Consider the following 23,769-nt stretch of genomic DNA (forward strand, 5'->3'; position numbering starts at 1 on the left):
CGGGAGCTGCCCGGGGGCTAGAGCTTCCCGGGCAGCGATGTGCGCACGATGCGCGGCGGGCGCTGGCAGCGCGGGCAGAAGTAGCTGGAACGGTTCATCCAGGGGCGTCGCCGCATCAGCGTGCCGCAGCGCCGGCAGGGCTCGCCCTCGCGGCCGTAGGCGTCCAACGAGCGGTCGAAATAGCCTGATTCGCCGTTCACGTTCACATACAGGCTGTCGAAGCTGGTGCCTCCGACGGCCAGGGCCGCGTTCATCACGTCCCGCACATGACCCAGCAGCTCGGCCGAGCGGGCACGGGGCAGGCCGGTCGTGGGGCGCTCGTAGTGGAGCTTCGCCCGCCACAGGGCCTCGTCGGCGTAGATGTTGCCGACCCCGCTGATCAGCGACTGGTCCAGCAGTGCTCTTTTCACGGTGGTACGCCGCAGCCGTAGCGCGGTGTGGAAGCCACCGTCGTCGAAGGCCGGGTCCAGCGGATCGCGGGCGATGTGCGCGATGACGTCGGGCAGCCCGTCCGGGGTGTTGTCGTGGAGCGAGAGCCCGCCGAAGGTGCGCTGGTCGACGAACCGGAGCTCGGTGCCCAGGGAGTCGTCGAAGCGGATCCGGATCCGCAGATGCTTCTCGTCGGCGGCGTCCTCCGGCTGCACCAGGAGCTGTCCGCTCATGCCGAGGTGTCCGAGGACGGAACTGTCGGTGTCCGCCAGCGGCAGCCACAGGTACTTTCCCCGCCTGCGCGCTATCCCGACGCTGTGCCCCTTGAGCCTGGCCGCGAAGTCCCCGGCGCCGGCGAGATGGCGGCGCACCGCGCGCGGGTGCAGGACCTGCACCTCGGCGATCGTCCGTCCGCTGACCCAGCGCTGCAGTCCGCGACGCACGACCTCGACCTCGGGCAGCTCGGGCACGGGGCTCCTTCCGGGGAGGCTCGGAGTGACGCCCGCAGCGTACCTCTCCGTCACCTGCGGAAAAACGCGGAGGCCCCTGCGTTCCCGGGGAGGGAACGAGGGGCCCCGACGTGGTCGGAAGGAATGCAGCGCCATGGTCCGGGCCGGGGCCCGGACCACCGGTTCGAAGGACTAGGCCGTGGCCCGGTCCGCCGGTTCCGAGGACGAAGAGGTGTCGGCGTCCTCTTCGTCGGAGGCCTCTTCGCCGGAGGCGTCGGCAGTGGTGGCCACCGTCTCCTCCGAGCTCGCTGCCGCGGCAGCGAGCTTGTCGGCCTCGGCCTTCTCCGCCTCGGCCTTCTCGGCCTTGGCGGCGGCGATTCGGTCGTCCGCGGCGGCACGGATCTCCCGCCATGCGGACTCCGCCGCCTGCTGCTCCGCTTCCTTCTTGCTGCGGCCGGTGCCGGTGCCGTACGAGACACCACCGACGCGGGCGGCAGCAGTGAAGGTCTTCTCGTGGTCCGGGCCCGTCTCCGTGACGAGATATTCCGGAACGCCGAGTCCCTCGGCCGCGGTGAGCTCCTGGAGACTGGTCTTCCAGTCCAGGCCCGCACCGAGGTTCGAGGATTTTTCGATCAGCGGGTCGAAGAGCCGGTGCACCAGCTCGGACGCCGCTTCGAGACCCTGATCGAGATAGACGGCGCCGATCACCGCTTCAAGGGTGTCGGCGAGGATGGATGCCTTGTCCCGTCCGCCCGTGCCTTCTTCACCCCGGCCGAGCCGGATGAAGAGACCCAGTTCCAGACCGCGACCGACTTCCGCCAGCGCACGCGAATTGACCACCGCGGCCCGCAGTTTGGCCAGTTGGCCTTCCGGCAGGTCGGGGTGGGTGCGGTACAGCGTGTCGGTGACCACCAGACCGAGCACCGAGTCCCCGAGGAACTCGAGCCGTTCGTTGGTGGGCAGGCCGCCGTTCTCGTACGCGTACGACCGGTGGGTCAGTGCTCGCACCAGAAGGGCGGACTCGAGGTGATACCCGAGCCGCCCTTCCAGAAGCGTGTGGGACGAGGCTGCGTTGGCTGTGTTTACTGCGTCTGCCTGCTTCTTGGCATGGGACAGTTCAGACATCGGGCCTCTCACCAGCCGCTCAGACCTCGAGGACCTGGCGCTTGTTGTAGGTGCCGCAGCTCGGGCACGCGATGTGCTGCTGCTTCGGCTCCTGGCAACGCTCACACGAAACCAGGGTGGGGACCGCAGCCTTCCACTGCGACCGGCGGTGGCGCGTGTTGCTGCGCGACATCTTCCGCTTCGGAACAGCCACGGCTACTTCTCCTGCTTCTCGTCGACGCCCGCTTCGGCGCCGCCCATGTTGTCCTTCTCGCCGTCCTTGATGGTTTCGGCGAGTCCCTGCAGTGCCGCCCACCGGATGTCGGCGGCGTCATGGTGGTGACCGGGGTTCTCGTCCAGCCTGATTCCGCATTCGGAACACAGGCCGGCACAGGTCTCCCGGCACACCGGCTGCATCGGCAGTGCGAGCACCACCGCATCACGCAGCACGGGCTCGAGGTCGAACAGGCCGTCCTCGAGAAAGAGCGTGTCCTCGTCCTCGGCGTCGTCGACCGGTTCCGCAGTGCGAGTGCGGCTCCGGTCATCGGCGTCCGGGTACGAGAACATCTCCTGGAAGTCCGCCGCGACCTCTTGGTGCAGCGGCTCCAGACACCTTACGCACTCCCCCTCGGCGGTCGCACGGGCGGTGCCGGTGACAAGCACACCTTCCATGACCGACTCGAGACGGAGGTCGAGCTTCACCGGCGCGTCTTCCGGTACGCCGATGACTCCTTCGATACCGAAGGTCGCCGGTGAACCGGGCGCCTCCACCGAGCGGGAGAGCCGCTGGAGCGCGCCGGGACGCCGGCCCAGCTCGTGCGTGTCGAACACGAGGGGGTTGCGGTGGTCGAGGCGGGCGTTCAGGGGTCTTCCTGCTTTCGAATCGTGGGGAGTGGGCCGGCCCGTGCTCCGAGGGAGCGGGCAGCCTGGATCGCGGATCTACGCGCGACCGAAGAACCAGGTTACCGGACGGGCCGCCGTAGACCCAATCCGGTCCCCGTCGGCAGCCGCTCCGCCCGGGTCAGCGCCCCTGCTCGTACCGGCGCAGCTGTTCGAGGTCGATCATGCTGGTGTCGAAGAGGCTGGTCTCGTCGAGGGCCGCGGCCTGCTGCTGTGGCTGGTGCTGGACCGGCTGCTGGTACGCGTACGGGTCCTGCTGCCCGTACTGCTGGTCGTAGCCCTGCTGCTGATATCCGGCGTAGGGGTCCTGCTGGTACGCCGCGTACTGCTGGTGCTGGTGCTGGTCGCCGTAGCCCGTGGCGGCGTAGGGGTCCTGCTGGGCCGGGATCGCGGGCTGGGCCTCGGCCACCGGCTGGTACTGCGGCTGCTGGGGCACAGGGGCCTGCTGCGGCACCGGGGGCTGCTGGGGCTCCGGGATCTCGGCCAGTCCGGCCAGATAGTCGGCGTCGCTGGAGCGGGTCTGGGCGCCCGCGGCGTCCTGGGCGGCCATGTGCTCGCCGAGCGCGTCGCTGGTGGTGCGGCCGTGGAGCTTCAGCCGGCCGCGGCCGACGGCCTCCAGGGTCTTGGACAGGACCGCCTCGAAGGCGCCGAGCTTGGCGTCCACGTACTCGTCGGCGCGGCCGATCAGGGTCTGCGGGTCCGAGCTGTACTCGGGGGCGTCCTCGTCGGCGTACCCCTGCGCGTCCAGGCCGGGCCCGCGGCCGAGCAGCTTCTCGCGCCCGCGGTCCACCGAGCCGATGGTCTTGGTGAGGACGACCTCGAAGTTCGCGAGCTTGGAGTCGACGTAGTCGTCGGCCTCCGCACGGATCTCCTCGGCCTCCCGGCGGGCCTCGGAGAGGATGCGGTCCGCCTCGTCCTGGGACTGGCGGGCGACATGGGTGTCCGAGATCAGCGAGCCGCGTTCCGCGTGGGCGCTCTCGATGATCCGCTCCGCCTCCTGGCGGGCCTGGGCGACCAGCTGCTCACGGCCGCCGATCAGCTCCTGGGCCTGCGCGAGCGAGCCGGGCAGGGCCTCACGGACCTCTTCGAGCATGGCGAGCAGCTCGGCGCGGTTGACCACGCAGGAGGCCGACATGGGCATGGACCGGGCTGAGCCCACCGCCTCGACGATCTCGTCGAGCTTCTTCTGCACGTCCACCGTGACTCGCCACTCTCTGCCTGATATGAGACGGACGGGACGACTGTACGGCCCCCGACCGCCCGCCGGACACCGGGTGACGAGCTGTCAGTACGTCACTTCTCGGCGAGCCGCCGGGTGAGTGCCTCGTGCACGACGGGAGGCAGCAGGTGGGAGACGTCACCGCCCCACGCGGCGACCTCCTTGACGAGGCTGGAGGAGAGGAAGCTGTAGGTGGGGTTGGTCGGGACGAAGAGCGTCTCGACGCCGGAGAGGCCGTTGTTCATCTGGGCCATCTGCAGCTCGTAGTCGAAGTCGCTGACCGCCCGCAGGCCCTTCACGATGGCCGGGATGTCCCGCTGCTTGCAGAAGTCGACGAGCAGGCCGTGGTGGGACTCCACCTCGACGTTGCCGTAGTCGCTGGTGACGTCGCGGATCAGCTCGATCCGCTCGTCCACGGTGAACAGTCCCTGCTTGGACTGATTGATCATCACCGCGACATGTACGACGTCGTACAGCTTGGAGGCGCGGGCGATGATGTCGAGGTGTCCGTTGGTGATGGGGTCGAACGACCCCGGACAGACTGCTCGGCGCAACTGAAGTCCCTCGCTCTCCGGTCCGGTCATGGTGCGTCTTCGCACGTAGAGGCGGCGCGACCGTACCAAAGCGTTCCCTCGCCGTAGCGACGGGCCCGCACCGGTTCGAAGCCCTGCGGCCAGACGAATTCACCGCCTCTGGTGCTGCGCTCCACGGTGACGACGGCATCGTCCGCGAGCCAGCCCTCAGAGCGGAGTGTGAGCAGGATCTCGCGAAGATCATCGTCGGTGACGGCGTACGGCGGGTCGAGGAAGACCACGTCGTAGGGGTCGCCCGGCGCCGGACCCGTCACGATCTGTTCCGCTTTGCCGGTACGGACCTCGGCACCCGGCAGTCCGAGCGTGCGGACGTTGTCCCGGACGATGCGGGCGGCGCGGGCGTCCGCCTCGACGAGCAGCGCGTGGGACGCACCGCGGGAGAGCGCCTCCAGGCCGACGGCGCCGGAGCCCGCGTACAGATCGGCGACCCGCAGTCCGGCCAGCGTGCCGAGGAGCGATTCCCAGCTGGAGAAGAGGCCCTCGCGAGCGCGGTCGGACGTGGGGCGGGTGCCGGTGCCGGGCGGGACGGCCAGGCGGCGTCCGCCGGCCGTACCGGCGATCACGCGGGTCATCTCAGTCCTCACTCGCAAGCGGCCGGGAGCTCGTGCCGGCCGGCCTGGCCAACATCCTCACGGACCAGTGTCTCAGCCCTTGTCGAGATACCGCTCGCGCTCCTTGTCCAGCAGGGCGTCCAGGGCCGTGCGCAGCTCGGGGAGCCGCTCCAGCTCCGGGTCCTCGCGGACGACCGTGACGGCCTCCTCGCGGGCGGCGGCGATGACCTCCTCGTCGTCGATGACGGTGAGCATCCGCAGCGAGGAGCGCACACCCGACTGGGCCTGACCGAGGACATCGCCCTCGCGGCGCTGTTCGAGGTCGATACGGGAGAGCTCGAAGCCGTCGAGGGTGGCGGCGACCGCGCCGAGCCGGGCCCTGGCCGGGGTCGCCTCGGGCATCTCGGTGACCAACAGGCACAGTCCGGGGGCGGAGCCACGGCCCACCCGGCCGCGGAGCTGGTGCAGCTGCGAGACACCGAACCGGTCCGCGTCCATGATCACCATGGCGGTGGCGTTCGGGACGTTGACCCCGACCTCGATCACGGTGGTGGCGACCAGGACGTCCACCTCTCCCGCGGCGAAGCGGCGCATGACGTCGTCCTTGTCGTCGGGCGCCATCCGGCCGTGCAGGACCTCGACGCGCAGCCCGTCGAGGGCTCCGCGGGAGAGCTCCTCGGCGATCTCCAGGACGGCGAGCGGCGGCCTCTTCTCCGCCTCGTCCTCGGCGGACTTCTTCTTCGTCTTCTCGTCCTCGCCGTCGCCGATGCGGGGGCACACCACATACGCCTGGTGGCCCTTGCCGACCTCTTCGCGGACGCGCTCCCAGGCGCGTGCCAGGAAGTGCGGCTTGTCCTGGGCCGGGACGACATGGGTGGCGATGGGTGAGCGGCCGGCGGGCAACTGGTCCAGTACGGAGGTCTCCAGGTCACCGAAGACCGTCATGGCGACCGTCCGCGGGATCGGGGTCGCGGTCATCACCAGCAGATGCGGCGGCTGCTTCCCCTTGGAGCGCAGGGCGTCGCGCTGCTCCACACCGAAGCGGTGCTGCTCGTCGACCACGACGAGTCCGAGATCGTGGAACTGCACCTTGTCCTCGATGAGTGCATGGGTGCCGATGACGATGCCGGCCTCACCGGTCACCAGGTCGAGCAGCGCCTGCCGGCGGGCGGCGGCGCCCATCGAACCGGTCAGCAGCACGACCTTGGTGGCCTTCTCCGCGCTCCCGAGCATGCCGCCCTCGGCGAGCTCGCCCATCATCTCGACGACGGAGCGGTGGTGCTGCTGGGCGAGGACCTCGGTGGGCGCGAGCATCGCCGCCTGACCGCCGGTGTCCACCACGGTGAGCATGGCGCGCAGGGCGACCATGGTCTTGCCGGAGCCGACCTCGCCCTGGAGCAGCCGGTGCATCGGGTGCTCGGTGGCCAGGTCGCCGAAGATCTCCTCGGTGACCTTGATCTGCCCGTCGGTGAGGGTGAAGGGCAGCTTGGCGTCGAAGGCGTCGAGCAGCCCGCCCGGGACGGGCCGGCGGGCCACGGCGGGCAGTTGGGTCTCCGCGAAGCGGCGCCTGGCCAGCGCCACCTGGAGCACGAACGCCTCGTCCCACTTCAGCCGCTGCCGGGCGTCCTCGATGTCGGCCTTGGTGTGCGGCCGGTGGACCTTCAGCAGCGCCTCGGGCAGCGGGACGAAGCCGCGTCCCTCCCGCAGCGCGGGCGGCAGTGGATCGACCGCCTCCGTGGCGCTCGGCAGCACGGCGTCGACCGCCTTGGCGATCTTCCACGACTCCAGCCCCTTGCAGGCCGGGTAGATGGGGATGAGCGCGCCCGCCCAGGACTCGACATCGGCGGAGTCGTCCCCGCTGTCGGCGGCGAGTTTGGCGTACGTCGGGTGGGCCAGCTGGAGCTTGCGGTTGAAGACGGAGACCTTGCCGGCGAACATCGCCCGGCTGCCGGGCAGCAGTTCCTGGTGCGGTTTGTGCACACCCCGGCCGAAGAAGACCAGCTGGAGCCGGCCACTGCCGTCCGTGATGGTGATCTCCAGCCGCTTGCCGCGGCCGGCGTTGAAGGTGTGCACCCGGGAGTCGGCGACCTGCGCGACCACGGTGACGTCCTCGTCCAGCGGCAGCTCGGCGAGCCGGGTGAGCTGGCCGCGCTCCTCATAACGCCGGGGGTAGTGGTGCAGCAGATCGCCGGTGGTGTGCAGGTCGAGCTGCTCGGCCATCACCTTCGCGGTGGCGGCTCCGAGCGTCTTCTTCAGGGGTTCGTCGAGCGCGGACACGCGATCCATTGCACACCACGGCACCGACAGACGTCGTGCAGCTGTGGATAACCGCTGGTCACACCGGTGCCGTGGACCCTAGGATGGCGCGGTCTCCCCCGCCTTCCCCGCTGCCTGCCCACGCCGCGATCACCTTCGACGGGATCGCCCGACCCGCGCCGCCGCTCGTCCCCCCACCGGCGCAGCGACGATGACTTCTGAGACCACGCGACCCACGTCCGAGACCACCCCGCACACCTTCCAGGTGGATCTGCGCGGCCTGGTGGATCTTCTCTCCCATCACCTCTATTCGAGCCCCAAGGTGTATCTGCGCGAACTGCTGCAGAACGCCGTGGACGCGATCACGGCCCGGCGGGCCGAGGAACCGGACGCGCCCGCGCGGGTACGCCTCTTCGCCGAGGGCGGGCGGCTGCGCGTCGAGGACTCCGGCATCGGTCTGACCGAGAGCGATGTGCACAGCCTGCTCGCCACGATCGGGCGCAGCTCCAAGCGTGCCGGTGCCGACGGCATCGCCTCGGCGCGCGCCGACTTCCTCGGCCAGTTCGGCATCGGGCTGCTCGCCTGCTTCGTCGTGGCGGCCGAGATCCGCGTGGTCAGCCGTTCGGCGCGGACGCCGGACGCGCCGCCCGTGGAGTGGTCGGCCCGTGACGACGGTTCGTACACCGTGCGTACGCTGCCGGACAGCGCGCGTCCCGAGCCGGGCACGACCGTGCACCTGACCGCCCGCCCGGGCAGCGGCGACTGGCTGACCGAGGAGCGGGTGCTCGCGCTCGCCCGGGACTTCGGCTCGCTGCTGCCCTACGACGTACGGGTCGGGGACACCGCGGTCACCGATCTGCCCTCGCCCTGGGACCGCGCCCACCCGGGCCCGGCGGCGCGCCGGGTGGCCCTGGCGCGCCACTGCCACGAGCTGTTCGGCTTCACCCCGCTCGACTCGCTCGACCTGAACGTCCCGCTCGCCGGGGTCCGCGGGGTCGCGTACGTCCTGCCCCAGGCCGTCAGCCCCGCCCAGCGTTCCGGCCACCGGGTGCATCTGAAGGGCATGCTGCTCACCGACCGGGCCGACGAACTCCTCCCGGACTGGGCCTTCTTCGTACGCTGTGTGATCGACACCGACTCGCTGCGGCCCACCGCCTCCCGCGAGTCGCTGTACGCCGACGAGACGCTGGCGGCCGTGCGGGAGGCGCTCGGCGCCCGGATCAGGGAGTGGCTCACCGCTCTGGCGGCCGGTGATCCCGACCGGCTGGCGCAGTTCCTGTCCGTCCACCACCTGGGTGTGAAGTCGCTGGCCAGGCACGACGGAGAGATGCTGCGCACGATGCTGCCGTGGCTGCCGTTCGAGACGACCGACGGCTCGCTCTCGCTGGAGGAGTTCGCCCGCCGGCATCCGGTGGTGCACTTCACGCGCACCGTGGAGGAGTACCGCCAGGTCGCACCGATCGCGTCCGCGCAGGGCATCGGTGTCGTCAACGGCGGCTACACGTACGACACCGAACTGGTCGAGAAGCTCCCGTCGGTACGGCCCCGAACCGTCGTCGCCGAACTGGACGCCGACACCGTCACCGCGCATCTCGACACCGTGGACCCGGACGCCGAACTCGCGCTGGCGGGCTTCCTCGCGGCGGCCCGCGCCAAGCTCGATCCGCTGGGCTGCGACGTGGCGCTGCGCGCCTTCCATCCGCTGACCGTGCCCGCACTGCATCTGGACGACCGTGCGGCCCGTCATGAGCGCTCGCGCGCCGAGGCGGAGGAGCAGGCGGACGATCTGTGGGCCGGCATCCTCGGGTCGCTGCGCGGCAGCGCGCCGCGGGCCCGGCTGGTGCTGAACCACCTCAACCCCCTGATCCGCAGGATCAGTTCGCTCGACGACAGGGAACTCGCCGGGACCGCGACGGAGGCCCTGTACGGGCAGGCCCTGCTGATGGCGCAGCGGCCGCTGCGCCCGGCCGACTCCGCGCTGCTCAACCGCGCGTTCGTCGGCCTGCTCGAATGGGCCACCCACGACCAGGAGAACGGCCGATGAGTACCGACGTCACATCCCTGCGGCAGGCCCTGGCCGACAACTACGAGGAGCCGGAGGGCCCGGCGCGCAACGCCCGCGCGGAGCGGATATTCGCCGGCATCGAGCAGTCGGGCGACACCGAGCTGCTGATCGACGGCCTCAACCATCTGATGCAGGTCTACAACTACAGCTCCGAGGCGGACAAGATGTTCGTCCCCTTCTCGCGGCTGCTGCGCATGTGGGACGAACGGCCCGGGGACTTCGACGGACAGCAGACGCACAGTCTGTTCTGGATGTTCAAGTGGGTCTCCAGCGGCATGATCGACCAGCCCCACATCCCGCTCGCCTCCATCGAGAAGTGGCAGGGCGAGATGGAGCACCGCTACCGGGTCGCCGGGCACTCCGAGCGTGCCGTGCGCCAGGGCGAGCTGCGGATCGCACGCCATGTGGGCGACACGGAGCGCGCGGAGCGCGCGTACGCGGCCTGGCAGGCGGCGGACCGCGACAACAAGAGCGACTGCCGGGCCTGCGAGTTGCGCGCCCAGGGCTCGTACCTGGCGCACCGCGGCGACGACGCGGAGGCGCTGGAGACCTGGCGGCCGGTGTACGAGGGCGAGTTCAGCTGTGCGCACGAGCCGCACGCCGTGCTCTCGTCCTCGCTGCTGCCCCTGCTCCGTCTCGGGCGGCCGGACCAGGCCCGCGCACACCATCTGCGGGGCCACCGGATGGTGCGCTCGATGGAGAGCATGCGCAGCGCCGTCGCCCAGCACGTCGAGTTCCTGGCGCTGACCGGCAACGAGGCACGCGGTCTGGAGATCCTCGCCGAGCGTCCGGCGTACTTCACCGACTCCGGGGAGCCGAGCAGCCTGATGGGCTACCTCGCGGTGACGGCGCTGCTCACCGACCGGCTCACCGCCCTCGGCCACGGGGAGCAGAGTCTCGCCGGACCGGGCGGCCGCGACTGGACGGCGCGCGAACTGGCCGTGCACGCCCGCAAGGAGGCCCTCGCTCTCGCGGCGCGGTTCGACGAGCGCAACGGCAGCTTTGAGGTGAGCCGCACGATCCGGGAACGGATGGACCAGGAACCGCTGCTGGAACGGCTGCCGCTGGGGCTGCGCCCCTCCCGGCCCGTCCCGGTGCCGCGCCCGGCCCCGGTCCCCGCGCCCGCGGCATCCCTCGACTCGCTGCTGGCCGAGGCGCGCAGCCTCTCGGAGGCGCAGCGCCCCGACTCGCTGGAGGCCTGGGCGGCCGTCGCCGCCGCGGCCGGGCACGAGGGTGCCGAGCTCGGCGCGCGCGACCGTGCCGAGCTGGAGGAGCACCGGGGCCTGGACCGCACGGTGCCGCCCGCCGAGAGCGCCGCGCACTTCCGCGCCGCCGCGGACCACTACGAGAGCGCGGGTGACCTCGGCCGGGCGGTGGCCGCACGGGCGAGGGCCGCCTACGCGCTCTGCCAGGACGAGCACTCCGACGAGCGCTTCGACGAGGCGCTGGCCGAACTGGCCGGGCTCCGCGCCCGGATGCTCGGCCTCCATGCGGAAGGCAGCGCGAGCGCCCACCAGGTGAGCCGGGTGCTGCTGTGCCGTTGCCGCATCCTCAACGACCGGATCCACCTGTCCGATGACACGGCGGCCGCGGTCGGTGCGCTGGAGGAGTCCGTACGGGAGCTGCTGGCCTTCGCCGAGCCGCACCGGGACGACGCGGGCGTCGGCACCACGGTCGGCGAGGCGCTCGGCTACCTCGGCAACATCATGGCCTTCGGGGGTGACGCGCAGGAGGCCGCCCGGCTGTACGCCCGGGCAGCCGAGGCGTACATCGCCGCGGAACGCCCCTGGTACGCGGTCGAGGCCGAGACCCAGCTCGCCGGGGTGAGCCGGCATCTCGGCGACCCGGAGACGGCCGAGCGCGCCTCCCGCGCGGCCCTGGAGCACGCACGCGCCTATGCCGAAGCGGGCGGGCTGTGCCGGCTGCACCTCCAGCTCGTGGAGTCGCTGGCGGACAACGACAAGCTCGCCGAGGCCGCCGAGCACGCGTTGGAGGCGGCGCACTGGGCGGACGAGGCGGGCGAGAGCAAGGGCAACGGCGCGTACGCGCGGCACCGGCTCGGCGGCTTCCTGCTCCAGCTGGGCCGCGTCGACGAGAGCGCCGCGGTGCTGGAGGCCGTGCTGCCGGACCTGACCGCCGACGATCACGGCGACGGCATGATCGTGCAGACGCTGTGGTGGCTGGGCGACTGTCTGGCGGCGCTGAACGAGCCGCGGTCGGCCGCCGAGCACTGGCTCAGGGCGGCGGACATCGCGCGCGGGTGGCCTGAGCAGCGCGACCACGCGATGCTCGCGAACCTGGCCGGCCAGGCGCTGTACCGGGCCGACCTCAACTCCGAGGCGGAGCTCGCCTATCAGCGTGCCGGAGAGCTGTGGCGGGAGCTGGGCGACGTCCACGCGTATGTGCGGACGCTACGGGTGCGGGCCTGGATCGCCGTCCGTGAGGGCCAGGCCGGCCCGGCGGTGGCACGCGAGCTGATGACATCGGCGGCGCAGGCGTGTGAGGCAGCCCTGGAGGGTGCCGACGACCGGGAGGCACGCGACGGGCTCCGCGCCGAACTGGCCGACACCCATCGGCAGACCGCGGAGCTGATCGCGTCCGCCGTCGAGGGCGGACCGGGCGAGGACGACACCGACGGCTCGGCACGGGCCGCGTACACGGAGGCGGTGGCGTCCGCGGAGAAGGCGATCGCCGCGTTCACGGCGGCGGGCGAGCAGTACGCCGAGCAGCGGGCCAGGTCGGAACTCCTGGCGGGCTGGCTGGAGGCGGACCTGGGCGCGGCCGACGCGGCGGAGGCCCGGGCCCGGGGAGTGCTGGCACGGCACGACGCCGAGGGTGTGGGCGCGGATGCGCGGTCGCTGCTGGAGTACGTGGGCAGGGGGTGAGCGGGGCGCCCCGCGGCCGGGAGTGAGCCGGGGGCCCGGGCCTCGGGAACCTGAAGCCGGGCCTCACGGCGGCCCGGGCCTCGGAACCTGAGGCCGGGCCTCGCACCCGGCGGATCAGGGACGGCGGATAGGGGTAGCCCCCGGCCTCGCCGTGGAGGAGGCAGCCGAGCACGGGCAGCCCGCAGGCCTCGGCCACCCGCTCGTGCAGGCGTACCGCCTCCCGCTCGCCCTCGGGGGCGTTCGGCGAACCGTGCCAGCGCCAGGCCCGGGCTCGGGAGCCTGAAACCGGGCCTGGCACCGGCCCGGCCTCGGGAACCTGAAGCCGGCCTCACGGCGCCCCGGCCGCACCCCGGGGCCTGGGAGTCACTCCGGCCCCGGTCCCGGCCACCCGCTCCCCCTACTCCACGCCGATCAGCAGCGGTGTCGAGCCGCGCCCGCCGCGGTAGAGCACGGTGTCCACGGCCAAGTGCGTGTCCCTGACGTGACGTTCCAGCTTCGCGGCCACCTCGTCGCCGTCGGCGACGCCCTCCCCCAGCACCAGCGTCACCAGTTCGCCGCCGGCCGCCAGCATCCGGTCCAGCACGGTCGTCGCCGTCGTCATGAGGTCCGTGCCGATCACCGCGACGTCTCCGTCGATCAGACCGAGCACATCGCCCTCCTGGCACACGCCGGCCGTCGTCCACGACTGCCGCTCCGCCACCGTGACTTCGGCGTAGCGCGTCGCCCCGGCGGCCGCCGTCATCGCGACCACGTCCTCGTCGAAGCGCCGGTCCGGCTCGTGCACCGCCAGTGCGGCGATGCCCTGCACGGCCGCGCGCGTGGGGACGAGAGCGACGCGGACGCCCTCCGTCCTGGCCTGTTCGGCCGCGGCGGCCGCCGTGTGCCGCAGGTCGGCGGAGTTCGGCATGAGGACGACCTCGCGGGCGTGCGCGCGACGGATGGCGTCGACGAGTTCGCCGCTGACGGGCGGCTCCCCCGGACGTGCGAGCACCGTCGTCGCGCCCGCCTCGGCGCACAGACCGGCGAGACCCTCGCCGGAGACGACCACGACCACCGCCCGCTGCACCTGCTCCCGTACGGGGGCCGCGGCCAGGTCGAAGTGCGTGATGCGGATCCGGTACGGACGCCCCGCCTCGACACCGGCCTCCACGGCGGCGCCCGCGTCGTCGACATGGACGTGGACGTTCCACAGCCCGTCGCCGCCGACGACGACCAGGGAATCGCCGAGGGAGTCCAGCCGGGTCCGCAGCCGCGCCACGGCCTCGTCCTCCGCCTCCAGCAGGTAGATCACCTCGAACGCGGGCCCGCCGTCGTCGGCGCAGGGCTGCGCCGGGCCCCCGAGGCCTTCGGGACCCGGCCGTACGTGCGCCAGCGGCGGGGGCACCGGGGCCTCGCCCGACACCGCCTCGACCAGCGCGCCCAGCACCGCGAGAAGCCCTCGCCCGCCCGCGTCGACGACTCCCGCGCGGCTGAGCACGTCGAGTTGTCCGGGCGTCGCGTCCAGCGCGGCCCGTGCCCCCTCGTAGGCCGCTCGCGCGGCATCGTCGGGGGCGCTCTCCGCGGCTTCCGCGGCCGCGGCGGCCACGCTCAGGATCGTTCCTTCGACGGGGTGCGCGACGGCCTCACGGGCGAGCGCGGAAGCCCTTCGCAGAGCACCTGCCAGGTGGTCCCCGTCGCAGAGCCGCTCCGCCATGCCCCGCAGCAGCTGCGCCAGGATGGTGCCGGAGTTCCCGCGGGCCCCGATGAGCGCTCCGTGCGCCATGGAACGGACCGCGTCGTCCGCCGCGGGGGCCGAGGACCCCGTCTCGTGCGCGGCGAAGACGGCCTCGACCGCCTGGGCCGCCGATTCGAGGGTCAGATAGAGATTGGTGCCGGTGTCCCCGTCCGCGACCGGGTAGACGTTGATCGCGTCGATCTCCTCGCGCTCCCGGCCCAGTGCCTCCAGCGCCCGTGAGCACCAGATGCGTACCGAGGCGGCGTCGAGGGTCTGCGGCACCTGGTGATCCTCCTTGAGCGGCGGGTTGCACCGCAGAGTAGACCCCGGTGGGAGCGGGGGCCGGGGAGGGGGCGGGGCGAACCGTGGTAGTTTCGTATCTCGGACGCAGTCGTTGTATGCTGCTCCGGTTGCCCGATGAAAGTCGGGCCATTCCCCCGGCAAAGCCACCGAATCAGATCACTGATTTCCGGCCGCCGGAATTCACTGTAAGTGCATCTGAAGTCTTTGGAGTGACCCGTGGCTGCCAACTGCGACGTCTGCGGCAAGGGGCCGGGCTTCGGCAACAACATTTCGCACTCGCACCGCCGTACGTCTCGTCGCTGGAACCCGAACATCCAGCGTGTGCGTGCCGTGGTCGGTCGGACGCCGAAGCGGCTCAACGTCTGCACCTCGTGCATCAAGGCCGGCAAGGTCTCGCGCTAACCGCGACGTTTCGTCGTAGCGCAGCCCCTGCGGTTGCCTTGAAAAGCCGGTCCACATCATGTGGACCGGCTTTTTGCCGTGCCGTCGTGCTGTCATCGCGCCCGACCGTGCCGCCCCGCTGCGGCCGAGGGAGCGTGCACGGCCGTGTACGTACTACGGCCGTGCCGTAGTACGTACGGCCGCCCCGCTACCGCTGACGCCAGGCGTGATCCACCGGGCCGATTCCGCCGCCCAGGGCGAACCCCGCCGCGATCGCGCCCGTGACGTACTCCTTCGCGGCCACTGCCGCCTCCGGGACGGTGAGCCCCTTCGCCAGCCCCGCGGCGACGGCGGAGGCGAGCGTGCAGCCCGTCCCGTGCGTGTGCCGGTTGTCGAGCCGGGGCGCGCGCAGCCAGTGCTCCTCGGTCCCGTCCGTCAGCAGGTCCACGGCGTCGCCGGAAAGATGCCCGCCCTTGATCAGCGCCCAGCGCGGGCCGAAGCGGAGAACGGCGTCCGCGGCCCGGCGCATCCCGGCCTCGTCCGTCACCTCCAGGCCCGTGAGCTGGGTCACCTCGTCCAGATTCGGCGTGGCCACGGTCGCGACCGGCAGCAGCTTGGTGCGGACCGAGTCCAGCGCGGAGGCCGCGAGCAGGGAGTCCCCGTGCTTGGAGACCCCCACCGGGTCGACGACGACGGGCGCGTCGGTGCCGGCCAGCAGTTCGGCCACGGTCTCCACCAGCGGCGCGGACGCCAGCATGCCGGTCTTCACGGCCTGGACGCCGATGTCGTCGACGACGCTGCGGAACTGGGCGCGTATCGCCTCGACGGGGAGCTCCCACGCGCCCTGCACACCCAGCGAGTTCTGCGCGGTGACCGCGGTGATCACGCTCATGCCGTGGGTGCCGAGCGCCATCATGGTCTTCAGATCGGCCTGGATCCCCGCGCCGCCGCCCGAGTCGGAGCCGGCGACGGTCAGGACGCGCACCGGCGTCACGAGTCCTCCCCGAAGTGGTCCCAGCCGCTCTTGCTGTGCCAGGGCAGACCGTCCACGGTCACCTGGGGCAGCGCCGACGGGTTGAGCACCTCGCCGATCACCTTCCAGCGGGCGGGCAGCTTCACGTCGGACGGGAAGGTCGCGACGATGGCGTGGTCCTCGCCGCCGGTGAGCACCCACTGCAACGGATCGACGCCGACGGCCTGGCCGATGTCGTTCATCTGGCTCGGGATGTCGATCGAGCCCGAACGCAGGTCGATCCGGACCTTGCTGGCCTCCGCGATGTGCCCGAGGTCGGCGACGAGGCCGTCGCTGACGTCGCACATGGCGGTGGCGCCGAGACCGGCCGCGGCGGGACCCGCGTGGTACGGCGGCTCGGGGCGCCGGTGCGCCTCGACGAAGGCGCGCGGGGAGCGGAACCCGCGCGAGAGGACCGCGTGCCCGGCGGCCGACCAGCCCAACCAGCCGGTGTAGGCGACGACATCGCCGGGCCGGGCGCCGCCCCGCGTCACCGGCTCGTGGTTGCGCAGATCGCCGAGTGCCGTGATGGCGAGGGTGATCACATCTCCGCGGACGACATCGCCGCCGACGACCGAGGCTCCCGCGACCTGGCACTCGTCGCGGATGCCGTCCATCAGCTCGGTGGCCCAGGTGACGGGGAGTTCGGCGGGGACGACGAGGCCGAGCAGCAGCGCGGTGGGGACCGCACCCATGGCCGCGATGTCGGCCAGATTCTGTGCGGCGGCCTTGCGGCCCACGTCGTACGCCGTCGACCAGTCACGGCGGAAGTGCCGCCCCTCCAGCAGGATGTCCGTGCTCGCCACGACACGGCGGTCGGGCGCGGCCACGACCGCCGCGTCGTCTCCCGGTCCGATGCGGACCGCTGGGGTGGAGGTGAGCCGGGATGTGAGCTCTCTGATGAGCCCGAACTCCCCCAACTCGCCCACAGTGCCCTTCACCGAGTCTCACCTCTCCGTCGTGCTGCCGGAACGTCCGGCAGAGCCGCTTCCTTGCGGTCGCGAGCGGTCTTGGCGGTGGGTACCGTCAAGAGATACGTCAACTTCTGCTTTTCCTGCGCCACGCTGCGGGTGCCACCCGGCGCGCGGGTCTCCCCGCGCCCCATCACGACGCGATACCGTGGCGTCCCTTCTCTCCCCCGGCATCTCCCCACCGAAGGTAGGGGAAACGATCCCCGGGCCGTTCTGGAGGTTCCGTGGTACAGGCGTACATCCTCATTCAGACCGAGGTGGGCAAGGCGTCGACCGTCGCCGAGACCATCGGGAAGATTCCCGGAGTGATTCAGGCCGAGGACGTCACAGGGCCCTATGACGTGATCGTGCGTGCGCAGGCCGACACGGTCGACGATCTCGGTCGCATGGTGGTCGCCAAGGTCCAGCAAGTGGACGGCATCACCCGAACCCTGACCTGCCCGGTCGTGCACCTGTAGCCCCCGTCTACGCTTGGCCGGTGACGTCTGCCCACCGGTCCTTCCGTCTGTTCGCCGCCGCGGCGGCGTTCCTCGCCGCCGCGGGGTGCTCCACCACGGACGCGACGGCGCCGGTAGCGGTTCCCAGCCCCCCGCCCGAGGAAGCGGCCCTGTGCGGTGCGCTGCACAAGGAACTGCCGAAGACTGTCGCCGGGCAGCGCCGTACCGGCACCGAGCCGGACTCCGAACTGACCGCCGGCTGGGGCGACGCCGCGATCGTACTGCGCTGCGGTGTCCCCCGGCCGGAGAAGATGAGCGACGCCCAGTCGCAGGCCGTCGACGCGAACGGGGTCAACTGGCTCCTGGAGCAGCGGGCCGACGGTCCGCGGTTCACCACCACGTACCGCAAGACCTACGTGGAGGTCACGATGGACGAGCGGTACGCGCACGACGTCACCCCGCTCGCCGAGCTGGCCGGCGCCGTCAGGAAGACGGTGCCGGCCACACTCGAAGTCCCCTAGCGATCACCACCGGGGGAAGCGTTTCCCTAGCGCAGTCCGGTGGACCGGCGCAGTGCCGCCTGGATCAGCAGGTCGATGAGCTCGGGGTAGCTGACCCCGCTCTCCTGCCACATCCGCGGGTACATGGAGATCGGCGTGAAGCCGGGCATCGTGTTGATCTCGTTGATGACGAACTCGCCGTCCTCGGTGAGGAAGAAGTCCGCGCGCACCAGGCCCTCGCAGGACGCGGCGTCGAAGGCCTCGACGGCGAGCCGGCGCACGTCCGCGGTCTGCTCGTCGGTGAGCGGGGCGGGCACGATCCCGGACGCCGAGTCGATGTACTTGGCCTCGAAGTCGTAGAAGTCGTGGCTGCTGACCGGGGGGATCTCGGCCGGAGCGCTGGCCCGCGGACCGTCGGGGAACTCCAGCACGCCGCACTCGATCTCGCGGCCGCGCAGCAGCGCCTCCACCAGGATCTTCGGGTCGTGACGCTGCGCCTCGGCGATCGCCTCGTCGAGGCCCTCGAGGCCGTCGACCTTGGTGATGCCGATCGACGAACCGGCGCGCGCGGGCTTGATGAACAGCGGCCAGCCGTGCTCACCGGCGAAGTCGATGATCTTCTTGCGGGCCGCGGCGGGGTCGAGCTTCCACTCGCGGGGGCGGATCACCTCGTACGGACCGACGGGCAGTCCGAAGGAGACGAAGACCCGCTTCATGTACTCCTTGTCCTGGCCCACCGCGGAGGCGAGGACACCGGCGCCGACGTAGGGGACACCGGCGAGTTCGAGCAGTCCCTGGAGGGTGCCGTCCTCACCGTAGGGGCCGTGCAGCATCGGGAAGACGACGTCGACCTCGCCGAGTGCCTTGGGCACGGCGCCGGGTTCGCTGTACACGACCTCGCGGTTCGCCGGGTCGACGGAGAGCACGACGCCGCCCTCGGTCGACTCGGCCAGCTGCTCCACGCTCGGCGTCCGGCGATCGGTGATCGCCATGCGGTCGGGCTCGTCGGCGGTGAGCGCCCACCGGCCGTCCGCGGTGATGCCGATGGGCAGTACGTCGTACTTCGTCCGGTCGATGGACCTCAGCACGGCTCCGGCGGTGACCACGGAGATCCCGTGTTCGGAGCTGCGGCCGCCGAAGACGACAGCCACACGCGGCTTGCGGAGCGGCTGCTCCGCGCTCTGGGGGAGGTTCTCGGTGCTCATATCGCGTTGAGACTACCGTGCGCACCCGGCGCAGTGGAGTGCAGGCACAGCGCGTGCCGGGTCAGTGGCGCTCGGGCTTCGCGCTGCGCGACATCAGCTCCTTGAGGGCCACCACCGGCGGCTTGCCCTCGTGGACGATGCCGACGACGGTCTCGGTGATCGGCATGTCGACGCCGTGCCTGCGGGCCAGATCCAGCACCGACTCACAGGACTTGACGCCCTCGGCGGTCTGCCGGGTGACCGCGATGGTCTCCTGAAGCGTCATGCCCTTGCCGAGGTTGGTGCCGAAGGTGTGGTTGCGCGAGAGCGGCGAGGAGCAGGTGGCCACCAGGTCGCCGAGCCCGGCGAGGCCGGAGAAGGTGAGCGCGTCCGCGCCCATGGCGAGGCCGAGGCGGGTGGTCTCGGCGAGGCCGCGGGTGATGAGGGAGCCCTTGGCGTTGTCGCCGAGTCCCATACCGTCCGCGATGCCGACTGCGAGGCCGATGACGTTCTTGACGGCGCCGCCGAGCTCGCAGCCGACGACGTCGGTGTTGGTGTACGGGCGGAAGTACGGGGTGTGGGCGGCGGCCTGGAGGCGCTGGGCGACGGCTTCGTCCCGGCAGGCGACGACGGCCGCGGCGGGCCGGCGCTGGGCGATCTCCTTGGCGAGGTTGGGCCCGGTGATCACGGCCACGCGGTCGGAGGGAACCCCCGCGACCTCCTCGATGACCTCGCTCATCCGCTTGGCGCTGCCGAGTTCGATGCCCTTCATCAGGGAGACGAGCACGGTGTCCGACGGCAGCTTCGGCACCCACGCCGCCAGGTTGTCCCGCAGGGTCTGGGACGGAACGGCGAGCACGGTGAAGTCCGCGCCGTGCAGTGCCTCGGCGGGGTCGGTGGTGGCCCGCAGCGTCGGGGGAAGTTCGATGCCCGGCAGATAGTCGGGGTTGGTCCGGGTGGTGTTGACGGCGTCGACGAGCTCGGCGCGGCGGCCCCAGAGGGTCACATCGCAGCCCGCGTCCGCGAGCACCATGCCGAAGGCCGTGCCCCACGAGCCCGTTCCGAAGACGGCCGCCTTGGCGGGGTGTGTCACTTGGTGCCCTCCTCGGCGGCCTTGCGGCGCTGCTCCGCGCGCATCTCGCGCAGATCGAACGGGTTGCGGGGGGCCTGCTCGCCGCGCAGTTCCTCCAGCAGTTCGGTGATCGCGGCCATGATGACCTCGGTCGCCTCCTTCAGTACCTCGGGCGTCGGCTCCTGGTGGTAGAACCGGTCGAGGTCGACCGGCGGACCGGCCTTCACCTGCAGCGTCTTGCGCGGGAACAGGCGGAGCCTGTTCTCCTTGGCGTACGGCGGCATCGCCAAGTTGGCGCCCCACTGGGCGACCGGGATGACGGGTGCGTGCGTCATCATGGCCGCCCGCGCCACTCCGGTCTTCGCGGTCATCGGCCACTGCCCGGGGTCCCGGGTGAGAGTGCCCTCCGGGTAGAAGGCGACGCATTCACCGGCCTCGACGGCCTCGACGGCGGCCCGGAAGGCACCGAAGGCGTTGGAGGACTCGCGGTAGACGGGAATCTGGCCGGTGCCCTTCAGGAGGATCCCCACGCCCGGCGCCTTGAAGAGCGCCGCCTTGGCGAGGAATCGTGGCACACGTCCGCTGTTGTACTGGAAGTGGCCATAGGAAAACATGTCCAGATACGAGTTGTGATTCACAGCGGTGATGAATCCGCCCGCGGCCGGAATGTGTTCCATTCCCTGCCAGTCCCGCTTGAACAGAACCAACAGCGGCGGTTTAGCGATGACCGCCGCCAGGCGGTACCAGAAGCCGATTCTACGGCGGGACACGCGAGCACCTTCCTCTACTGCCGGGCCACTGCCCGGCTGCTGGGGGTCAAGTGTCGCCCCAGGCCCCTGGTCTGTCGAGAACACCGTACGCCCCGGTCACCGGGCCGGTCGTCCGCCCCTTCACGGGGCCGGGACACAATGGGGGCGATGCACATGGACGATGAGCGTGCCACCAACTGCGACCCGACGGACCGCTGGTCCCTGGTCGTCCCGCTGAAACCGCTCGCAGAGGCGAAGAGCAGGCTCGCGGCCGCTGCCGGCGACAGCCTGCGCCCCCATCTGGCGCTCGCCTTCGCGGAGGACACCGTCGCAGCCGCCCTGGCCTGCCCGTCGGTACGGAATGTGGCCGTTGTCACGGACGATCCGGCGGCCTCGTTCCGGCTCGCCGCACTGGGTGCGCGGATCGTGCCGGACGCCCCCTCTGCAGGTCTCAACGCGGCGCTGACGCACGGCGCGCAAGAGGTCCGCCGCCTGCGTCCGGGCGCCGCGGTGGCCGTCCTCAACGCCGATCTGCCCGCGCTGCGCCCACAGGAATTGGCACGAGTACTCGCGTATGCATCGGGATTTCCCCGGGCATTTCTGACGGATAGGGCCGGGATCGGCACCACATTGCTCTCGGCGGCCGCGGGCACCGAATTGCGTCCCGGTTTCGGCGGCCGCTCACGCCGCCGGCATTTGGCGTCGGGGGCGGTGGAAATCCCGCTCGACGGGGTCGATTCCGTACGTCAGGACGTGGACACCGCGGAGGATCTGGCGGCGGCGCTGGCCCTGGAGGTCGGGCCGCGGACGGCCGAGCGTCTGGCGATGGCCGACCGCGTCGCGGACATCCCCTGAGGGTCGTCCCGTAAGTCGGCCGGGCAGAGCCTGCCGGGACAGCCCTTAGGCTGGCGGCATGCAGGCGACCTCGTACACCTACGACGCTTTGACCCGCAGCGGGAGCGTGCTCCTCGACGACGGCACGCCGGTCGAGTTCGACGCCGCGGCCTTCGACGCCGGCGGTCTGCGGCTGCTGAGGCCGGGCCAGCGGGTGCGTATCGAGACCGAGGGCGAGGGCGATGCCCGCAGGATCACGCTGGTGACGCTGCAGACGCTCTGACGGGCCGGGTGGGCAAACGGCTCGGCGCCGCCCGGGAAGCCCTTCACCGGGCGAAGGGTTCGACAGCGCGCCGGGAAGCACCCGTACCGGAACACGCCGCGGGCCGGGCTCCCCCAGAGGAGCCCGGCCCGGCGCGTGAGTGGCCCTGCGACCTTGTGCCGCTTACCTCTTCCTGGCAGTGGCCTTCTTGGCGGCGGTCTTGCGCGCCGTCGCCTTCCTGGCCGGCGCCTTCTTCGCGGTGGCCTTCTTGGCCGGCGCGGTCTTCTTGGCGGCCGCCTTCTTGGTGGTCGTCTTCTTGGCCGTGGCCTTCTTGGCGGTCGCCGTCTTCTTGGCGGCCGTCGTCTTCTTGGCCGCGGTCTTCTTGGCCGCGGTCTTCTTCGCGGTGGCCTTCTTCGCCGTGGCCTTCGTCGCCGTGGCCTTCTTCGCGGTGGCCTTCTTGGCCGCGGCCTTCGTGGTCGTACGGGTGGAAGGACCGCCCGAGAGGCTGCCCTTGGGCGCCTTCTTCACGGAGACCTCGCCGCCGCGCGGGAGCTTCTTCGAGCCGCTGACCAGGTCCTTGAAGCCCTGACCGGCACGGAAGCGCGGAACAGAGGTTTTCTTGACCCGGACCCGCTCCCCCGTCTGCGGGTTGCGGGCGTAGCGGGCGGGGCGGTCGACCTTCTCGAACGAGCCGAAACCGGTGACCGAGACACGGTCGCCGCCGACAACTGCGCGGACGATCGCGTCAAGTACCGCGTCGACAGCCTCGGCGGCCTGCTGACGGCCACCGACCTTGTCGGCAATCGTTTCTACGAGCTGCGCCTTGTTCACGTCTTCCCCTTCGGAGACATTGCCGGAACGAATGCGTCCAGGCTTTTTCGCACGTTAGGCAGATATATACCGCAAATCAAACACGAAACGGGCTAATCACCCTAGTGCCGCAACGAAGTGCGCCGCTGTGGAGTTCGGGTGTCAGTCGCCTTCAGGGAATCGGCCCTCGTCGAGGTCCTGCATGAAGCGGTCCAGACGCCTGGCCGCATCCGGGAGATCGTGCTTCGCCGCTGCCGTGACGACCAGCAGCTTCCGGGACAGCGCCATCCTTACGCCCTCCGGGACTTGCAGTGTGCGCACTCTTGTGTGCGCTTCTTTCAGCCGGGCCGCCACCGCCTCGTAGAGCTCGAGTTGGCTGTCACGGTCCATGCACCGATTGTGCCATCTGGGGCGAGTTGTCGCCCGGCAGGACCTCAACAGACGACTGCGCCCCCCACCGGACGGTGGAGGGCGCAGTTGGGGAAAAGCGCTGATCAGACCTGAATTGTGCGCGGTTTGAAGGCCGGCCTGGAGGCCTCATAAGTGGAGATGTCCGCTTCGTTCTGAAGGGTGAGGCTGATGTCGTCCAGACCGTTCAGCAGTCGCCAGCGGGCGTTCTCGTCCAGCTCGAAGTCGGCGGTGATGCCTGCCGCACGCACCTGCCGCTGCTCCAAGTCAACAGTGATTTCGGCCTTCGGGTCCGACTCGGCCAGCTCCCACAGCCGGTCGACCGTCTCCTGCGGCAGAACGACGGTCAGCAGCCCGTTCTTGAGCGAGTTGCCGCGGAAGATGTCGGCGAAGCGCGAGGAGATGACCGCCTTGAAGCCGTAGTTCTGCAGGGCCCAGACGGCGTGCTCGCGGGAGGAGCCGGTGCCGAAGTCGGGACCGGCGACCAGCACCGTGGCGCCCTGCCGCTCGGGCTGGTTGAGAACGAAGGAGGCGTCCTTGCGCCACGCCTCGAAGAGCCCGTCCTCGAAGCCGTCGCGGGTGACCTTCTTCAGCCAGTGGGCCGGGATGATCTGGTCCGTGTCGACGTTGCTGCGGCGCAGCGGCACGGCCCGGCCGGTGTGTGTGGTGAAAGCTTCCATG

24 protein-coding genes are annotated in these 23,769 nt (G+C 71.1%); 7 read left to right on the plus strand and 17 right to left on the minus strand.

Going from position 1 to position 23,769, the window contains the following annotated elements:
- Window positions 1–17: 17 nt before the first annotated feature.
- From mutM to recG, 8 genes are all read right to left on the minus strand, one after another.
- Window positions 18–899 carry a bifunctional DNA-formamidopyrimidine glycosylase/DNA-(apurinic or apyrimidinic site) lyase gene (gene mutM, locus RPQ07_RS10600; RefSeq protein ID WP_313943861.1) on the minus strand — a complete coding sequence of 294 codons (882 nt, stop codon included), beginning with the start codon at window positions 897–899 and terminating at the stop codon, window positions 18–20.
- A gap of 171 nt (window positions 900–1,070) precedes the next feature.
- On the minus strand, window positions 1,071–2,003 hold the full coding sequence (gene rnc / locus RPQ07_RS10605; RefSeq protein WP_313943862.1) for a ribonuclease III: 933 nt from the start codon (window positions 2,001–2,003) through the stop codon (window positions 1,071–1,073).
- 19 nt (window positions 2,004–2,022) lie between these two features.
- Window positions 2,023–2,196, minus strand: coding sequence for a 50S ribosomal protein L32 (gene rpmF, locus RPQ07_RS10610; RefSeq protein WP_026165248.1), 174 nt, complete (start codon window positions 2,194–2,196; stop codon window positions 2,023–2,025).
- Window positions 2,197–2,198: 2 nt separating this feature from the next.
- A complete protein-coding gene (locus RPQ07_RS10615) occupies window positions 2,199–2,813 on the minus strand; it encodes a DUF177 domain-containing protein (RefSeq protein ID WP_313943863.1) in 615 nt (204 codons plus the stop codon).
- A gap of 190 nt (window positions 2,814–3,003) precedes the next feature.
- Complete coding sequence (locus RPQ07_RS10620) at window positions 3,004–4,080, minus strand: cell division initiation protein (protein WP_313943864.1); 1,077 nt, start codon at window positions 4,078–4,080, stop codon at window positions 3,004–3,006.
- 95 nt (window positions 4,081–4,175) lie between these two features.
- Window positions 4,176–4,655 carry a pantetheine-phosphate adenylyltransferase gene (gene coaD, locus RPQ07_RS10625; protein WP_313948853.1) on the minus strand — a complete coding sequence of 160 codons (480 nt, stop codon included), beginning with the start codon at window positions 4,653–4,655 and terminating at the stop codon, window positions 4,176–4,178.
- 26 nt (window positions 4,656–4,681) lie between these two features.
- Window positions 4,682–5,266, minus strand: a complete 585-nt coding sequence (rsmD, locus tag RPQ07_RS10630) for a 16S rRNA (guanine(966)-N(2))-methyltransferase RsmD (protein ID WP_313943865.1) — start codon at window positions 5,264–5,266, stop codon at window positions 4,682–4,684.
- A 72-nt stretch (window positions 5,267–5,338) separates the two neighbouring features.
- A complete protein-coding gene (gene recG, locus RPQ07_RS10635) occupies window positions 5,339–7,531 on the minus strand; it encodes an ATP-dependent DNA helicase RecG (protein ID WP_313943866.1) in 2,193 nt (730 codons plus the stop codon).
- A gap of 181 nt (window positions 7,532–7,712) precedes the next feature.
- Between recG and RPQ07_RS10640 the strand changes: the two genes are divergently transcribed.
- Together RPQ07_RS10640 and RPQ07_RS10645 are read left to right on the plus strand one after the other, a co-directional pair.
- The gene (locus tag RPQ07_RS10640) at window positions 7,713–9,545 is read left to right on the plus strand and encodes an HSP90 family protein (RefSeq protein ID WP_313943867.1); all 1,833 of its coding nucleotides are present in this window, start codon (window positions 7,713–7,715) and stop codon (window positions 9,543–9,545) included.
- The gene (locus RPQ07_RS10645; protein ID WP_313943868.1) at window positions 9,542–12,451 is read left to right on the plus strand and encodes a tetratricopeptide repeat protein; all 2,910 of its coding nucleotides are present in this window, start codon (window positions 9,542–9,544) and stop codon (window positions 12,449–12,451) included. The genes RPQ07_RS10640 and RPQ07_RS10645 overlap by 4 nt, the downstream gene beginning before the upstream one ends.
- Before the next feature lie 397 nt (window positions 12,452–12,848).
- Here RPQ07_RS10645 and RPQ07_RS10650 read toward each other — a convergent pair whose 3' ends face one another.
- A complete protein-coding gene (locus RPQ07_RS10650; protein ID WP_313943869.1) occupies window positions 12,849–14,447 on the minus strand; it encodes a DAK2 domain-containing protein in 1,599 nt (532 codons plus the stop codon).
- 237 nt (window positions 14,448–14,684) lie between these two features.
- Between RPQ07_RS10650 and rpmB the strand changes: the two genes are divergently transcribed.
- The gene (gene rpmB / locus RPQ07_RS10655) at window positions 14,685–14,870 is read left to right on the plus strand and encodes a 50S ribosomal protein L28 (RefSeq protein ID WP_003957616.1); all 186 of its coding nucleotides are present in this window, start codon (window positions 14,685–14,687) and stop codon (window positions 14,868–14,870) included.
- A 187-nt stretch (window positions 14,871–15,057) separates the two neighbouring features.
- Here the strand turns inward: rpmB and thiD are convergent, their stop codons facing one another.
- Both thiD and RPQ07_RS10665 read right to left on the minus strand, forming a co-directional pair.
- A complete protein-coding gene (gene thiD, locus RPQ07_RS10660) occupies window positions 15,058–15,843 on the minus strand; it encodes a bifunctional hydroxymethylpyrimidine kinase/phosphomethylpyrimidine kinase (protein ID WP_313943870.1) in 786 nt (261 codons plus the stop codon).
- Window positions 15,840–16,802 (minus strand): thiamine-phosphate kinase, encoded by a 963-nt coding sequence (locus RPQ07_RS10665; protein WP_313943871.1) that lies wholly within the window; start codon window positions 16,800–16,802, stop codon window positions 15,840–15,842. The genes thiD and RPQ07_RS10665 overlap by 4 nt, the downstream gene beginning before the upstream one ends.
- Window positions 16,803–17,056: 254 nt before the next feature.
- On the opposite strand from RPQ07_RS10665, the gene RPQ07_RS10670 reads away from it, so the two are divergent.
- Window positions 17,057–17,290, plus strand: coding sequence for an Lrp/AsnC family transcriptional regulator (locus RPQ07_RS10670; RefSeq protein WP_029384521.1), 234 nt, complete (start codon window positions 17,057–17,059; stop codon window positions 17,288–17,290).
- A gap of 20 nt (window positions 17,291–17,310) precedes the next feature.
- Entirely contained in the window at window positions 17,311–17,790 is a 480-nt protein-coding gene (locus RPQ07_RS10675) for a DUF3515 domain-containing protein (protein WP_313943872.1), read from the plus strand.
- 26 nt (window positions 17,791–17,816) lie between these two features.
- On the opposite strand, the gene RPQ07_RS10680 is transcribed toward RPQ07_RS10675, so the two are convergent.
- From RPQ07_RS10680 to RPQ07_RS10690, 3 genes are all read right to left on the minus strand, one after another.
- On the minus strand, window positions 17,817–18,974 hold the full coding sequence (locus RPQ07_RS10680; protein ID WP_313943873.1) for a D-alanine--D-alanine ligase family protein: 1,158 nt from the start codon (window positions 18,972–18,974) through the stop codon (window positions 17,817–17,819).
- Window positions 18,975–19,035: 61 nt separating this feature from the next.
- A complete protein-coding gene (locus tag RPQ07_RS10685; protein ID WP_313943874.1) occupies window positions 19,036–20,046 on the minus strand; it encodes an NAD(P)H-dependent glycerol-3-phosphate dehydrogenase in 1,011 nt (336 codons plus the stop codon).
- Window positions 20,043–20,795 (minus strand): lysophospholipid acyltransferase family protein, encoded by a 753-nt coding sequence (locus RPQ07_RS10690; RefSeq protein ID WP_313943875.1) that lies wholly within the window; start codon window positions 20,793–20,795, stop codon window positions 20,043–20,045. Before RPQ07_RS10690 ends, RPQ07_RS10685 begins: the two co-directional genes overlap by 4 nt.
- A 147-nt stretch (window positions 20,796–20,942) precedes the next feature.
- Here RPQ07_RS10690 and cofC point away from each other — a divergent pair, with 147 nt between their 5' ends.
- Together cofC and RPQ07_RS10700 are read left to right on the plus strand one after the other, a co-directional pair.
- On the plus strand, window positions 20,943–21,629 hold the full coding sequence (gene cofC / locus RPQ07_RS10695; RefSeq protein ID WP_313943876.1) for a 2-phospho-L-lactate guanylyltransferase: 687 nt from the start codon (window positions 20,943–20,945) through the stop codon (window positions 21,627–21,629).
- Window positions 21,630–21,687: 58 nt separating this feature from the next.
- Entirely contained in the window at window positions 21,688–21,891 is a 204-nt protein-coding gene (locus RPQ07_RS10700; RefSeq protein ID WP_313943877.1) for a hypothetical protein, read from the plus strand.
- 162 nt (window positions 21,892–22,053) lie between these two features.
- Here RPQ07_RS10700 and RPQ07_RS10705 read toward each other — a convergent pair whose 3' ends face one another.
- The 3 genes from RPQ07_RS10705 to leuD all read right to left on the minus strand — a co-directional run bounded on the left by RPQ07_RS10705 (window position 22,054) and on the right by leuD (window position 23,768).
- Window positions 22,054–22,701 (minus strand): HU family DNA-binding protein, encoded by a 648-nt coding sequence (locus tag RPQ07_RS10705; protein WP_313943878.1) that lies wholly within the window; start codon window positions 22,699–22,701, stop codon window positions 22,054–22,056.
- A 141-nt stretch (window positions 22,702–22,842) separates the two neighbouring features.
- On the minus strand, window positions 22,843–23,070 hold the full coding sequence (locus tag RPQ07_RS10710; RefSeq protein WP_313943879.1) for a hypothetical protein: 228 nt from the start codon (window positions 23,068–23,070) through the stop codon (window positions 22,843–22,845).
- A 104-nt stretch (window positions 23,071–23,174) separates the two neighbouring features.
- A complete protein-coding gene (gene leuD / locus RPQ07_RS10715; RefSeq protein ID WP_313943880.1) occupies window positions 23,175–23,768 on the minus strand; it encodes a 3-isopropylmalate dehydratase small subunit in 594 nt (197 codons plus the stop codon).
- Window position 23,769: the final 1 nt, after the last annotated feature.

This window comes from Streptomyces sp. AM8-1-1 (assembly GCF_032229325.1).
Classification (GTDB): Bacteria; Actinomycetota; Actinomycetes; order Streptomycetales; family Streptomycetaceae; genus Streptomyces; species Streptomyces achmelvichensis.